This is a genomic window from Paenibacillus sp. LHD-38 (assembly GCF_031157315.1).
GTDB lineage: Bacteria > Bacillota > Bacilli > Paenibacillales > Paenibacillaceae > Pristimantibacillus.
Genome location: NZ_JAVIFU010000021.1, coordinates 40,068 through 54,846, shown reverse-complemented (window position 1 = coordinate 54,846; position 14,779 = coordinate 40,068). Strand labels below are relative to the sequence as shown.

Annotated in this window: 10 protein-coding genes and 1 pseudogene; 10 read left to right on the top strand and 1 reads right to left on the bottom strand. The window is 52.7% G+C overall.

The window, feature by feature from the left end; translation table 11 throughout:
- The first annotated feature begins 99 nt into the window (after positions 1-99).
- The 7 genes from RCO25_RS18645 to RCO25_RS18610 all read left to right on the top strand — a co-directional run bounded on the left by RCO25_RS18645 (position 100) and on the right by RCO25_RS18610 (position 12,446).
- The gene (locus RCO25_RS18645) at positions 100-1,644 is read left to right on the top strand and encodes an ABC transporter substrate-binding protein (RefSeq protein ID WP_308997643.1); all 1,545 of its coding nucleotides are present in this window, start codon (positions 100-102) and stop codon (positions 1,642-1,644) included.
- A 105-nt stretch (positions 1,645-1,749) separates the two neighbouring features.
- The gene (locus RCO25_RS18640) at positions 1,750-3,291 is read left to right on the top strand and encodes a glycoside hydrolase family 43 protein (protein WP_308997642.1); all 1,542 of its coding nucleotides are present in this window, start codon (positions 1,750-1,752) and stop codon (positions 3,289-3,291) included.
- 33 nt (positions 3,292-3,324) lie between these two features.
- Entirely contained in the window at positions 3,325-5,439 is a 2,115-nt protein-coding gene (locus RCO25_RS18635; protein WP_308997641.1) for a glycoside hydrolase family 52 protein, read from the top strand.
- A 17-nt stretch (positions 5,440-5,456) separates the two neighbouring features.
- Positions 5,457-7,748, top strand: a complete 2,292-nt coding sequence (locus tag RCO25_RS18630) for a beta-glucosidase family protein (RefSeq protein WP_308997640.1) — start codon at positions 5,457-5,459, stop codon at positions 7,746-7,748.
- A 14-nt stretch (positions 7,749-7,762) separates the two neighbouring features.
- Complete coding sequence (locus tag RCO25_RS18625; RefSeq protein WP_308997639.1) at positions 7,763-9,121, top strand: glycoside hydrolase family 30 protein; 1,359 nt, start codon at positions 7,763-7,765, stop codon at positions 9,119-9,121.
- A 23-nt stretch (positions 9,122-9,144) separates the two neighbouring features.
- Entirely contained in the window at positions 9,145-11,142 is a 1,998-nt protein-coding gene (locus RCO25_RS18615; RefSeq protein ID WP_374992131.1) for a beta-N-acetylhexosaminidase, read from the top strand.
- Positions 11,143-11,876: 734 nt separating this feature from the next.
- On the top strand, positions 11,877-12,446 hold the full coding sequence (locus RCO25_RS18610; RefSeq protein WP_308997638.1) for a YdeI/OmpD-associated family protein: 570 nt from the start codon (positions 11,877-11,879) through the stop codon (positions 12,444-12,446).
- A 5-nt stretch (positions 12,447-12,451) separates the two neighbouring features.
- On the opposite strand, the gene RCO25_RS18605 is transcribed toward RCO25_RS18610, so the two are convergent.
- Positions 12,452-12,946: a helix-turn-helix domain-containing protein gene (locus RCO25_RS18605; RefSeq protein WP_308997637.1), complete on the bottom strand. Its 495-nt coding sequence runs from the start codon at positions 12,944-12,946 to the stop codon at positions 12,452-12,454.
- A 764-nt stretch (positions 12,947-13,710) separates the two neighbouring features.
- Here RCO25_RS18605 and RCO25_RS34885 point away from each other — a divergent pair.
- From RCO25_RS34885 to RCO25_RS18585, 3 genes and pseudogenes are all read left to right on the top strand, one after another.
- Positions 13,711-13,815, top strand: a pseudogene (locus RCO25_RS34885) (group II intron maturase-specific domain-containing protein); the annotation flags it as partial.
- 359 nt (positions 13,816-14,174) lie between these two features.
- On the top strand, positions 14,175-14,504 hold the full coding sequence (locus RCO25_RS18590; protein WP_308997636.1) for a glycoside hydrolase family 3 N-terminal domain-containing protein: 330 nt from the start codon (positions 14,175-14,177) through the stop codon (positions 14,502-14,504).
- The gene (locus RCO25_RS18585; RefSeq protein ID WP_308997635.1) at positions 14,497-14,757 is read left to right on the top strand and encodes a sensor histidine kinase; all 261 of its coding nucleotides are present in this window, start codon (positions 14,497-14,499) and stop codon (positions 14,755-14,757) included. The genes RCO25_RS18590 and RCO25_RS18585 overlap by 8 nt, the downstream gene beginning before the upstream one ends.
- Positions 14,758-14,779: the final 22 nt, after the last annotated feature.

The window sequence follows — 14,779 nt, the reverse complement described above, 5'->3', positions numbered from 1 at the left end:
AGCGGTAACAAGAAAGTCAGCAAACTGTTAGATCGCTTTGGATCTATAGGCTATTATTTAAGCAAGCAACGCCAATCATCTTCAAAAAGGGGATAAAACATGAGAAAACAGACCAAAATCATTACGATAGTATTGTCCGTAATGATGGCAACGACGCTTTTCCTTTCGGCATGCGGAGGGGGAGGCAATAATATTAAGCCAAACGCCGAGTCCACGGACACGTCCTCTCCGGCTGCGAGTCCGGGAGCCGAATCGGCATCGTTAGAGCCGGAAGAGCTGACGATTGCATTTCCGATTTTCGGCGCTGTGCCAAAGGATATGAACCTCATTCAGGACGAAGTGAACAAAATCGCCAAAGCAAAAATTAACGCAACGGTAAAGCTCCTTCCGATTAGCTTCGGCAATTGGAATCAGCAGACGAATCTTATGATGACCAGCAATGAAAAGCTCGATTTGATGTTGATCCTCGGGACTTATACGTCGCAAGTGGCCAAAGGTCAACTGCTCCCGCTCGACGATCTCCTCGAGAAATACGGCGAGGGCATCAAAGCGGCGGTTGAGCCTGAATATCTCAAAACACCGCAAGTAGAAGGCAAAATTTACGGCGTTCCGACAGTCCGGGAGTTCGCCAGAAGCTTCGGATTTATGATGAGGAAGGACATTGCGGAAAAACACAATATCGATGTCAGCGCAATCAAAAATTTGGACGACGTCGAGGCGGTTCTGAAGGTTATTAAAGAAAAAGAGCCGAATATGACGCCAATTGCTCCAGGCGGCAGTAATACAACTTTCATGCAAACGTATATTCCTTATGACGGTTTGGGCGACGCTTATGGCGTACTGCCGAATTACGACAACGATTTGAAGATTGTCAATAATGTCGAATCCCCGGAATACGCGGCATACATGAAAAAATTCAGAAGCTGGTACACGTCCGGTTACGTGCTGAAGGATGCCGCAACGAACCAAACGTCGTCGGTTGATCTCGTAAAAGCAGGCAAGCTGTTCGGCTCGTTAATGCCGCTGAAGCCTGGTATCGACACGATGGAATCCCGAAACACGGGTTTCCCGATGGTTTCTGCGGAACTGATCGAACCGGTTGCGACGACGTTCACGACGACCGGCATTATGTGGGGAATTCCGCAACAAGCGAAAACGCCTGACCGCTCGATGATGATGCTTGATTTGCTTTACAAAGATAAAGATCTAATTAATTTGCTCATCTGGGGTATCGAAGGCAAGCATTACGTGAAAGTGTCCGATAATACGATTGACTTCCCTGAGGGCGTAAATATCAGCAACAGCGGATATTATATGCCGCTAGGCTGGATGTGGGGCAACCAATTCGTTTCGTACGTATTCAAGGGCGAAGATCCGGATATTTGGACGAAGACGGCGGAATACAACAAGAACGCCAAGAAGTCCAAAGCGCTCGGCTTCAGCTTTAATGCCGATCCGGTGAAGACCGAAATTACGTCAGTAACCAACGTTACTAACCAATATCAAAAAGGGCTTGAAACAGGCACGCTCGACCCGGATAAAGCGCTTCCGGATTTTATCGCCAAAATGAAGTCGGCAGGCGTCGAGAAGATTATCGCAGAGAAACAAAAGCAGTTGGACGAATGGGCGAAATCGAATAAATAAGCGAGTAACGACGACCCCAATCAACTCTCTGTAGTTGATTGGGGATCGTATTTTAGGCGGTATGTACGCAATCATCAGTTAGCAATTTGAAGGAGAGATACATCAATGAAGTATGTCAATCCCGTCATAAGCGGCTTCCATCCCGATCCGAGCATTTGCAGAGTGAACGAAGATTATTATTTGGTCACCAGTTCATTCGGATATTTTCCGGGAGTGCCGATATTTCATAGCCGAGACTTAATCAACTGGAACCAGATCGGCCATTGCTTAACGAGAGAAAGCCAGCTGAAGCTGACCGAAGGCAAGCAGCATAAATTTACTGCGGTTGGCTTTACGGGCATTTTTGCTCCTACTCTGCGTTATCATGAAGGCAAGTTTTACATGATTACGACGAATGTGGCAGTTGCTAAAAACTTCATCGTTTCGGCCGATAAACCGGAAGGCCCTTGGTCCGATCCGGTTTATTTGGAATGGCCGGGTATCGACCCCTCTTTGCTGTTCGATGAAGATGGCAAAGTGTATGTAACAGGAACAGCAGTAAATGACGAACCGACTGGCATTTATCAAGCGGAGATCGATCTGGAGACGGGCAGCCTGCTGTCGGAGCGCAGGAACATTTGGCAGGGGACAGGCGGCAGATTTCCCGAAGGTCCTCATCTTTACCGGATTGACGGCAAGTACTATCTGTTGATCGCCGAAGGCGGCACCGAATACGGCCATATGGTTACTATAGCGAGAGGCGATGCTCCTTACGGGCCCTTCGAGAGCTGCCCGCATAATCCGATATTAACCCATCGAAGCACGGGAAGCCCCATTCAAGCGACTGGACATGCCGATATCGTGCATGCGCATGACGGCAGCTGGTGGGCGGTCTTTCTCGGAATACGCCCTGTCGGGTATCCGTACCACCATCATCTGGGACGAGAGACGTTCTTGGCCCCGGTTACATGGACGGAAGAAGGCTGGCCGATCATTGGGCGGAACGGCCATGTAGACATGGAAATGGAGGCCCCTTCATTTGCGGCAACAGCGCAGTTATCGGATACGGGATTCGGTCGAGAAGATTTCGATTCGTTAGAATTGCCGTTTCAGTGGAATTTTATCCGAAGCCCCCGCGATGGCTCTTGGTCGCTTCAGGAACGTCCGGGATGGCTGACTTTATTCGGCCATGAAGTTAGTTTGAACGATCAGTATTCTCCGGCCTTTATCGGACGGAGACAGCAGCATCTAGATTGCGAGGCATCCGTATTCATGGAATTCGATCCAGCCGAAGACGGAGAGGAAGCCGGACTCACGGTTATCATGAACGAGTCCTCACATTATGAGATTGCAGTCATTCGAACGAATGGCCAAAGAAGGTTGATTTTCCGCCGGCGGATCGGAACGCTGTGGAAGATAGAGCGGGAAATCGAATATGAACAATCTGGCATTATTCTTGGCATCAAGGCAAATAGACAGTGTTATACGTTTACCTACTCGCACCCGGATGGAGAGCCTGTCGAATTCGGCAAAGGCGAGTGCAGCTATCTTTCGACGGAAGTAGCAGGCGGATTTACCGGCGTCTATATCGGCATGTATGCGACTGGCAATGGCGCCAGCTGCAAGGCTCCGGCTTACTTTGACTATTTTGACTATCGGTCCTTATAACATACAATTCATACAAGAAAAGAGGAAACACATATGACAATCAATAAGTTTTTCAACGCCCATCATTCGCCGATCGGCGCCTTCGCCAGCTTTACCCTCGGGTTTCCAGGAAGCGGCGGCGGGCTTGATCTCGAGCTCGGACACTCGCCACGCCAGAACGTATTCATCGGCGTAGAATCGCCTGAGCGAAGCGGGATTTATGAGGCTCTTCCGTTCTTTGAGTCTGCGGAGGACGAGAGCAAGCGGTATGACATTGAAGGCTCGCAGCATTTGAAACTTAAGCCGCAGATCATTAAGCCGTTCGCGAAAGAGGCGATTCAGCGCGATTTTCGGTTGGGCACGGATACTTGGCAAGCCGGCGATTTGACATTTACGATCTATACGCAAGCTCAGCCGGTGCCGGACCCAGCAACTGCGACCGATGAGGAGCTCAAGCTGGCGCTGATGCCGGCGGTGCTCGCAGAGCTGACAATCGACAATACTCGAGGCGACAGCAGCCGCCGGGCGTTCTTCGGCTATCAGGGCAGCGACCCGTACACTTCGATGCGACGTTTGGATGATACATGCGACGGGATCGCGGGAATCGGCCAAGGGCGGCATTCGGCGATCGTCTCGTCCGACCCGGGCGTTCGTTCGGCGAACTATTTCAGCTTGGAATATATTCTTACGGCTAAGCATGAAGAGAACTGGACGTTCGGCCTTGGACCAGTCGGCGCTTTGATCATGGACGTCCCTGCCGGCGAGCGCCGGACGTATCAGTTCGCGGTATGCTTCCACCGCTCCGGCATCGTGACGGCGGGAATGGATTGCTCCTACTGGTATACGCGTTACTTTAAAGATATCGAAGCAGTCTCTGCGTTCGCATTGTCGAATTTCGAAGCGGTTGCCGACAAAGCCCGTCAGTCGAATCGGATGATCGATGAAGCGGCGCATCTTTCGGATGATCAGAAGTTCATGATGGCGCACGCGATCCGTAGCTATTACGGCTCCACGCAGTTCCTTGATGCAGATGGCGAGCCGTTCTGGGTTGTCAATGAGGGCGAGTACCGGATGATGAACACGTTCGACTTGACCATCGATCAGCTGTTCTTCGAGTTGAAGATGAACCCGTGGACGGTCAAGAACGAGCTCGATATGTTCGTCAAGCGGTTCAGCTACGAGGATCGCGTCCGCTTTCCCGGTGATGAGACCGAATATCCGGGCGGGATCAGCTTTACCCACGATATGGGCATGGGCAATACAGTGTCGCGTCCTCATTACTCCTCGTATGAGCTGTATGGGCTGAGCGGCTGCTTCTCGCATATGACCTATGAGCAGTTGGTCAACTGGGTGCTCTGCGCGTCTGTATATGTGGAGCAGACCGGGGACCGGCAATGGCTCGAAGCGAACATGGACGTGTTCGTCCGCTGCTTCGACAGCATGCTGAACCGCGATCATCCGGATCCGGCGCAGCGCAACGGAATCATGGGCCTCGACAGCACGCGCGTCATGGGCGGCGCAGAGATTACTACCTATGACAGCTTAGACGTGTCGCTCGGGCAGGCGAGGAACAACATTTATTTGGCGGGCAAAAGCTGGGCATCCTACGTTGCGCTCGAGAAGCTGTTTGCGGAGAACGGAAGACCGGAGCTGTCGATGGCTGCAGGCGAGCAGGCGGAGAAATGCGCGGCAACAATCGTCAGCCACATGACCCCGGACGGCTACATTCCAGCGGTGATCGGAGAGGGGAACGACTCGAAAATTATTCCGGCGATCGAAGGGCTTGTTTTCCCGTATTTCACGAATTGCAAGAATGCGCTCGATTCGAACGGGCGGTTCGGACCGTTCATCCAAACGCTCAAGCGGCACCTTGATACGGTGCTGCAGGAAGGTATCTGTCTGTTCCCGGACGGCGGCTGGAAAATATCATCAACAAGCAACAATTCGTGGCTTAGCAAAATTTATTTAAGTCAATTTATCGCCCGGCAAATTCTCGGACTTCCAAAGGACGAGAAAGGTGCTGCAGCGGACGCCGCGCACGTGAAATGGCTTACCCATCCGACATTGTCGGTGTGGAGCTGGAGTGACCAAATCATCTCCGGCGAGATCGCCCTTAGCAAATATTATCCTCGCGGAGTCACGAGCATCCTTTGGCTGGATGAGAACTAAAGAGGAGGCCGATACAGATGGCACGAGACATTCATAATCTCATAAAGCAAATGACGCTGGAAGAAAAAGCGGGGCTGTGTTCCGGGCTTGATTTCTGGCATTTGAAAGGGGTCGAGAGGCTTGGGATCCCCTCGATCATGGTTACGGACGGCCCCCACGGCCTTCGCAAGCAAAGTCCTAAACCGGACGCCGAAGGCGATCATCTTGGCATACTCGCAAGCGTCCCGGCGACATGTTTTCCTTCCGCCTCCGGGCTCGCCAGTTCTTGGGACCGCGAACTCGTCGGCAAGGTCGGCACAGCGCTCGGCGAAGAATGCCAGGCCGAGGACGTCGCGGTGCTGCTGGGACCCGGAGCGAACATTAAGCGCTCACCGCTTTGCGGCCGCAACTTCGAGTATTTCTCCGAGGATCCGCACCTCAGCTCCGAGCTTGCCGCAGCCCATATTAACGGTGTGCAAAGCCAAGGCGTAGGCACCTCGCTCAAGCATTTCGCCGCCAACAACCAAGAGCATCGCCGCATGACCGGCAATTCGGTTGTCGATGAACGCACGCTGCGGGAGATTTACTTGGCAAGCTTCGAAGGAGCGGTCAAGAAGGCGCAGCCGTGGACCGTTATGTCCTCGTACAATCAGGTGAACGGGACGTTCGCTTCGGAGAACCATACGCTGCTCACCAATATTCTGAAGGACGAATGGGGTCATGCCGGCTTCGTCGTTTCCGACTGGGGCGCCGTTAACGATCGGGTGAACGGTCTCGCCGCCGGCCTAGAGCTCGAGATGCCTTCGAGCCGCGGGATTGGCGAACGAAAAATCGCAGAGGCGGTGAGGAGCGGGCGATTGGCCGAAGAAACGCTGGATCAGGCTGTCGAGCGGCTGCTTCGCATCATCTTCATGTCCGTCGACAATAAGAAGGCGGTCGCCAGTTACGACGCAGAGGCCCATCACCTGCTAGCGCGTGAGGTCGCGCGCGAATGCATGGTCCTGCTTCGCAACGAAGACGGCTTGCTGCCGCTTCCGAAGTCGGGCCGCATCGCCGTTATCGGCGCACTGGCGGAGGATCCGCGGTATCAAGGGGGCGGCAGCTCTCATGTGAACCCGACGAAGGTGGATCGCATCCGCGATGAGCTTGCGAGCGTTGCCGGGGCGCAAGCCGCGTTCACGTACGCGAAAGGCTACGATCTTGCGAGCGACGCTTCTGATGCGGCGCTTGTTCAGCAGGCGGTTGCCGCCGCCCGCACGTCCGACGTCGCAATCGTGTTCGCCGGATTGCCTGAGCGTTACGAGTCGGAATCATTCGACCGCGCTCACCTGCGTATTCCGGACAATCAGACGAAGCTCATCGAAGCGATCGCCGAGGTTCAAGACAACATCGTCGTCGTCCTGAGCAACGGCGCACCGGTTGAAATGCCTTGGCTGAGCAAGACGAAGGTGGTGCTGGAGGCTTACTTGGGAGGACAGGCGCTCGGCGGCGCGATCGCAGACATTCTGTTCGGCGATGTCAGCCCTTCGGGCAAGCTTGCCGAGACGTTCCCCGTTCGAGTGGAGCATAACCCTTCGTATTTGCATTTTCCGGGCGAGGGAAATACGGTCGAATACAAGGAGGGTCTGTTCGTCGGGTATCGGTATTACGATGCCAAGCGCATCGAGCCGCTGTTTCCGTTCGGACACGGGCTCAGCTATACGAGCTTCGCTTATTCGGACCTGCTGATCGACCGAAAGAACATGACGGACGAAGAGACTGTTCGCGTCAGCGTCAAAGTGAGAAATACCGGATCGCGTACGGGCAAGGAAGTCGTACAGCTCTACGTTGGGGATAGCGTCAGTGAAGTCGTCCGGCCCGAGAAGGAGCTGAAAGGCTTTGCCAAGGTCGAATTGCAGCCCGGCGAAGAGAAGGAAGTCACGTTCGAGCTGGACAAACGCTCATTCGCCTTCTACGACGTCCAGTTGAAGGATTGGCGCGTCGAGACCGGCGAGTTCGCCGTCCTGATCGGCCGCTCTTCGGCGGATATTGTCTTGTCGGACACGCTCGTCGTGCAATCGACGACGGTCATTACCCGAACGTATACGCGAAATTCCACCATCGGAGATTTGATGGCCGATCCGAGCGCCAGAGCTGCGGCAAGGGAACTATTGACAAATACCCCGTTGCCGATGCCTGCCGAAGGAAATGATGCTCAGAACGACATGTGGGCGGCATTTACCAAATATATGCCGTTAAGAACGCTGGTGGGCTTAAGCCGCGGCGTTATTACGGAGGAAGCCTTGGAAGGCTGGATAGAGAAGCTAAACGGTTCACAAACCGAAAATTGAAGGAGGAATCAGCAATGAACAAACAAGCCATCAGATGGATTTCAAGCACCGAGACTGCGCGTTGGACGGACAAACCGGTTTCCGCGCCTAGTGAGGCAACGGAAGCCGGCGCGGCAAGCCTGACGGTAGTCGCTGAGGATCGGCGTCAGAACGTGGAAGGGTTCGGCGGATGCTTCAACGAGCTGGGATTTACGGCTTTGAGCTATCTTAGCGACGAGCGAAGAGCCGAAGTTCTTTACGCCCTGTTCCACCCCGAGGGAGAGCAGCGGCTTAGCATTTGCCGTCTTCCGATCGGCGCGAGCGATTACGCCCATGAATGGTACAGCTTGAACGAAATGGACGGGGATTTGGAGATGGCGCATTTCTCTATTGAACGGGACCGTCAGTACTTGATTCCTTATATCAAAGAAGCGCTGAAGCTGAATCCGAATCTGAAATTGTTCGCGTCGCCGTGGAGCCCGCCGACTTGGATGAAGTTCCCGAAAGCATACAATTTCGGCACCCTCCGTTGGGAGAAGGGAATTTTGGAGGCGTACGCTCTCTATTTCGTGAAGTTCGTGGAGGCGTACCGCGAAGAGGGTATAACGATTCATCAGGTGCACGTGCAGAACGAAGTGGTCGCCAATCAGAAGTTCCCGTCCTGCGTCTGGACCGGCGAACAGCTTCGCGAATTTATCGCCGATTACTTGGGACCGGCGTTCGAGAAGCATGGGCTGGACACGGAAATCTGGCTCGGCACGATTAACTCGCCGGAGCCTTGGGACGAATGGCTGAAGAAAAAAACGGCGGACCACGACGCGTACGCGCATACGGTGCTCAGCGATCCGGAAGCGTACAAGTACGTTAAAGGCGTCGGTTATCAGTGGGCAGGCAAGTATGGCATACAGCGGACCGTGCTCAGCTATCCAGAGCTTCGGTACATGCAAACGGAGAACGAGTGCGGCGACGGGACGAATACGTGGGCGTATGCCAAATACGTATTTAATCTGTATCAGCACTATTTCACGAATGGAGTCAACGCTTACATTTATTGGAATATGACGCTCGAACCGAAAGGCCGCAGCACGTGGGGCTGGGAGCAGAACGCGATGATTACGGTAGACCCTTCAGCGCGGGAAGCCGTCTTCAATCCGGAATATTACGTAATGAAGCATTTCTCGCATTTCGTACCCGAAGGATCCAACCGGCTCGGAACGCGTGGACACTGGACTGGCAACGCGATCGCGTTCGAGACGCCGAGCGGTGAAGTCGTTGTTGCGATCGCCAACCCGTTCAAGGAATCGCGGATCGTTAGTGTATCGAACGGCGGAATGTTGCAATCGTTCGAGCTGGAGCCTGAATCGTTCAATACTATCGTATTCGGGAAGTCTTAGTGATAGATAAAGGACGGGGGAGAATGGTTGGAGTGCAACTGAATGGCGAGGAGGGAGAGATGCCGATGAACGCACCGGTTTATCTGTACCCGCAGCCGCGCCGGTATGAAGCTTCGGGCGGAAGTTCAACGGGGGCGGTACGGTTCAACATGCAGCCGATCGGGGACGAAGCTGCGCGTCTTGCCGCCAAGTCTGGAGCCGCGGACCGCCTTGCAGTGTCGCTCGCGTCCGCCGGCGGCGCGCGTCCGGAAGCGCGGCTGGGACAGGCCGCCACTCTGGCTCTCGTGGAATACCGCGCCGATCTTCATCCCCAGGGTTATATCCTGGAGTGGGGCGAGGACGGTCTGCATCTTACCGCCGGTACGGCGCAGGGCCTGCATTACGCGTTGCTGACGGCCGGACAGATGATGGACGGGCAGCGGGGGCTTACGGCGTGGGCGCACTGCCGGATCGAGGACGAGCCTGACTTCCCGGTCCGGGGGGTGATGCTTGACATCGGACGGAACAAAATCCCGAGGATGACGACGCTATTCGCTCTGATCGACCGGCTGTCCGAGCTGAAGTTCAATCATCTTCAGCTCTATATGGAGGGCTTCTGCTTCGATTACCGGTCGTTTGCGGCCCTTTTCCCTGAAGCGACACCGATCACCGCAGCCGAATACCTCGAGCTGGATGCCTACGCGAAGGCGCGCTTCATCGATCTCGTGCCGAACCAAAACTGTCTCGGGCATATGAGCTCGTGGCTGGCGAAACCAGAATTTCACGAGCTGGCCGAGCATCCGGACGGCCTGCCGACTTCGCTACCGTTGTCGTTCAAGCTGCCGTCGACGACGTTGAACCCGGTTGACCCGCGTTCCGTTGCGCTCGCCAAGGATCTATTCGACGAATTGCTGCCGAACTTCTCTTCTCCGTACGCCAATATCAACCTGGACGAGCCTTACGGCCTCGGAACAGGCAAGAGCAAGGAGACAGCAGACGATATCGGCGTCGGGGAGCTGTACCTGGCGTACGCGGAGCGGATGTTCGAGATCGTTCGCGGACACGGCAAGAAGCCCATGTTGTGGGGCGACGTGCTTGCTCATCATCCGGAGCTGGTCAGCCGACTGCCGGAGGACGTCACCGTGCTTCACTGGAACTACGACGCCCCGATTCCATACGGACCGTGGTGTCGAATGCTTCAAGAGAACGGCGTTTCGTATTTCGTATGCCCCGGAACGAGCTCCTGGTCCTCGCTATCGGGTCGTACGGACAATATGCTGGGCAACATCGTCGACGCGGCAAGGAGCGGCAAGGCATATGGAGCGCGAGGCCTGCTCGTTGCCGACTGGGGCGACGCCGGACACTGGCAGATTCCGGCCGTCAGCTATCCGGGCTTCGCCTACGCGGCAGGCGCGGGATGGCAGACGGAGGGCAATCTGGATCACATGGAACCGCTGGAGCATCATGTCTCATACCGGATGCTGCAGGATCGCAGCGGCGGCGGCGCGCGGTTTCTGATGGAAATGGGCCGGTACTATCATCTGGAGCGCAGCACGATAGAAAACATGACGTATACGAGCTACCTGCTGAGCCGCGGATTATCCGACCGGCAGAAGCTGGAGCAGGAGACCGCGGTCATGGTGGAATTGCTGAAGCTTCTAGGCGGCAGCGGAATGCCGTTTCGGATAGATTACCATTATGTGGAAATGGAAGAATGGCTGCAGCGGCGTCGCGAAGAGCTTGATCGCCTCGATCTCGCAGGCACGGACGCCGTTAATCTCCATGATGAGCTCGCGAACACGCTCAGCTTGATCGGGCAGGGTGCCGGTCTTCACCGCTATATTTACCGCCAGGATTTACCTGATAATGCGACGGAGATCCTTTGGCTGGAGCGGCTGCAGGAGCAACTGAAGACGGCAGCCTCGGAGTTCAAGCGCTTGTGGCTCGCGCGCAATCGCGAGGGCGGACTGGCTGCCAGCACGGCGGCGTTCGATAAGCTGCTCGGGCAATACGGGGAGCGTTTGCGGGAGCTCAAGTCGTAAAAGCCGTCTGCGGAGGGAACCCGTGAAGAAGATTTATAGCATCAAGGTTCCCCAACCGCAAGGCACGAAACCCGAAGTTCCATCCAAAAGGAATGACCCCGAGTTTCGGCTAGATAATCCAAAGAAAGCACGCAGAAAGGTTCCTGCGAAATAACAATTGGCAAAGCTCCCTTCGAACTGCTCGGAGGGAGCTTTCTTGCAATAATATAACGCTGCTCTGTTATAGTTATAGCTTCTGCGCAGCACATTTCGCGTGATAACGTTAAAGTTGGATTCTTCGCTCATGTGGGCAACTCTATATGTCCGTGCTAGACCAAGTTCCGAATGAGGATATGTTTCCGAAGATCCCGGGCTGGACGGAGGAAGCGCAGGGCAAACCGCGCAGGGTGCAAGGATCAATTTAAGCCTCATATAAGGTTGTAAACTCATGATTTCTTGACACCGAATCGCCAGCTTGCCGTGCAGATTATGAAAATAAAAATCCATAAGAACATCAATAAAGGAGCATGCCGCAGCATGCTCCTTTCGCATTTTTCGCCGATAGACCGGTTAAGCTGAACCGTATCACAAATAGGGCGAAATTTTGGGGCTAGTGAATCAGAAGGTATTTCGACTTGATCGGATAATAGTCGGGTCCAGTCATGTCCGCTGCGGTTTTTTGTAATACTGCGCTTATACTTATTTGTATAATCAGGAAAGATGGTGACAAGGAAGTATGGAAGGAGAAATGCTAGATGGATACATCCGAGCAATCAGGATTCATCGATTTTACTAATCCTGCAGACTGGGAAGCATGGCTCGCGAATCATTACGATCGACAAGAAGAGGTTTGGCTTAGAGTCGCCAAGAAGGATTCGGGGATCGTGTCGATCACGATTCCAGAAGCGCTGGATGTAGCCCTTTGTTATGGTTGGATCGATAGTCACCGTAAAGGATTCAACGAGGCGTATTACTTGCAGCGGTATTCACCGAGGCGGCCGAAGAGCCCTTGGTCCATGATTAATGTGAAAAAGGCTGAGAAACTAATGGAGTCCGCACGAATGAAGGCTCCTGGTTATGCTGAAATACGCCTGGCACAGGCGGATGGAAGATGGAAAGCGGCCTATGAATCGCAGAAGAGTGCAACAATTCCGCCCGCCCTTGCGGCAGCGCTTGAGGAGCATGGACAGGCCAAACAAGCTTTCATCCAGCTCGACAAGACTGCTCAATATGCCGTTTTCCTGCCGCTCCTGAAAGCAACAACAGCAAAGAGTCGGGTGACTCAACTGCAAAAAGCGATAGCGAAACTGGAAGCCGTTCGATGACTTTGTTATTTCAATGCTTGCAAGCTCAGTTCTTTCTTGTATTGCAACGGTGTTTTGCCAAGCACGCGTTTGAAGTCGGTAATAAAATGTTGTTGACTGCTGTAACCAAGATCATAGGCCATATCCGCCCAATCGGGGTTATCACGTTCACGAATGAAGCTCGCTGCCGCAAGCAGTTTATTCCTCTGAAGCTGCCACTTAATCCCGATCCCCACATACTCTTGAAAAAGCTGCTGGAGCCAACGCTCGCTTTTGCCAACCCACTGTGCGACATCCTTGACGGTCTGCAAGCTCTCGGTCTCAAACGCGGCGATGATGTTGTTTATGATCTCTATGTTAGGGTCAACTTGCGGGTTTTGTGCTTGAAAGAGTTCGGCTAGAGCGCCAACAGCAGCGTCGTCATGTAAGGCTAGCGTGTTCTCGATAAAATGTTGGTCTGCTTCAGGAAACACTTGCTGCAAAGCAATCGTTTCATTGTGCAAGCCTGCCAAGGAAATCACGGTTTCCACCGTGACTTTTGCATGGGCTTGCCGCTGAGGTGTTTTTTGTTCGTCAAACCCTATATTATAACGGTCATAATGCCTTTAGTATCAAGGCTCTAGAGTTGTTTTGGCTCTGCGAAAGTTGAGTTATAACGTCTAAAGCAGAGAACAGTGTGTGACACTAATGTCGGGTGACAAGATCATTATCTCATTAAATGCCGCGTAAATCGCGGTTTTTTTGTTTTATGGGATAAAGTTGTTGTCACGACCAATTGACAAGAACTTTATCCCATTCCCGATTTTGACAAGAACATTATCTCATTCCCGACGATCGACGATACAGCAATCAATTTTGAAGGGAGCCTTCTGTGGTCTTATCGCCGTTGCGCCGCAAATGTGGTCAGACATATTACGCATTTTAGATCTTAAGTCTCTTCATAGTTGAATAAACCAGGGTATTCCCTTATTATTCCAATATAAATATGGTTGATTATTGGAAATGAAAGTACAGAAAATAAAGGGATTTTCAACCCTATTTATTCACTCAATAAAATTGTTTTGATTACGCATGATAGGTTGATTGCGAGGCAGGCAAAGCGCATTATTAGTTTTAGAGATGGGCGAATGTATGAAGAATAGGGGCTGGCGAATGCCTACCGTTAGAGCCAAGAGCCAACCACGACATGCTCATGGCGAGGATCGCGCGGAAAGTGACGAACAAGCGCGTCCTTAAACTGATTCGGGCTTACTTAAACACAGGGGTCATGGTGGATGGGGCAATTAATTCCAGACGGGATGCCTGGGAAATGTCTCGAAACACAAATAACGCCCTTCCGACTTCCTATTGGGAAGCGAAAGGGCTGAAAAGTATGCTCTCTCATTACTTGTGCCAACCCTCATTTGATCAACAGGAGGCTTTCTTGTTTGCTTTTAAAAAAGTCAGCAAAGCGATAACGAAAAAGTCAGCAAACTGTTAGTGACGGTTTCAGCATTGTTTTATGATAAGCATATAGAGAAACAAAGAAAGAGGGAATGAGGGGATTTACTTGGCAGAAGCATCAGTCATAATGAATGAAGAAAAACAGACGAAAAAGATAAAAAAGAGAGGTTTCAAAAAGTTTATTCCGCTTACACTAATGACGGTACCGGGATTGCTGTATCTTGTACTCAATAATTACCTGCCTATGTTCGGAATTGTTATTGCTTTCAAGAATATCAATTTTTCCAAAGGGATCTGAGGCAGCGATTGGATAGGTTTCAAAAATTTCGAGTAGGCGTTAACCGGTGCGTTGATGCCGGAAGCGACAAGCTTTCCTCCGGTATCGAGATTGGCTCGACATGGAATCCGGGATTTCACAAAGAAATGGCGGAAATCGTGAGTAAACAGGCACTAGCAGTAGGAGCTATGCATTCATTCGCTCCGGTACTGGATATTTCGCGCGATTCACGCTTCGGGCGTCAGGGAGAAACCTACGGGGAGGACCCTGCATTGGCATCGGCAATGGGGACGGCCTATGTATCCGGGTTGCAGAATGATGGAGAGCTTAAAGAAGGGGCGAACCGATCTGGTGATTGAAGTAGCGGATAACGGGCCGGGCATTCGTCCTGACCGTCTAGCGGAGATCAACAGTATGCTGACTCTGCTATCAGAAAATGCCCAGCTTGGGTATGGGAGACAACAGTCACTAGGTATTGCTAATGTACATGCACGGATTGTTTTGCAGTATGGAAGTCAATACGGGGTGCGCAAGGATTCATTCGAAAGCCGCGGTACGGTAGTCTCTATTCGCTTGCCATTAAATATGCTCCAGATACATTCAGATAAATAGACAATTCTTGAAGGTGAGGGAA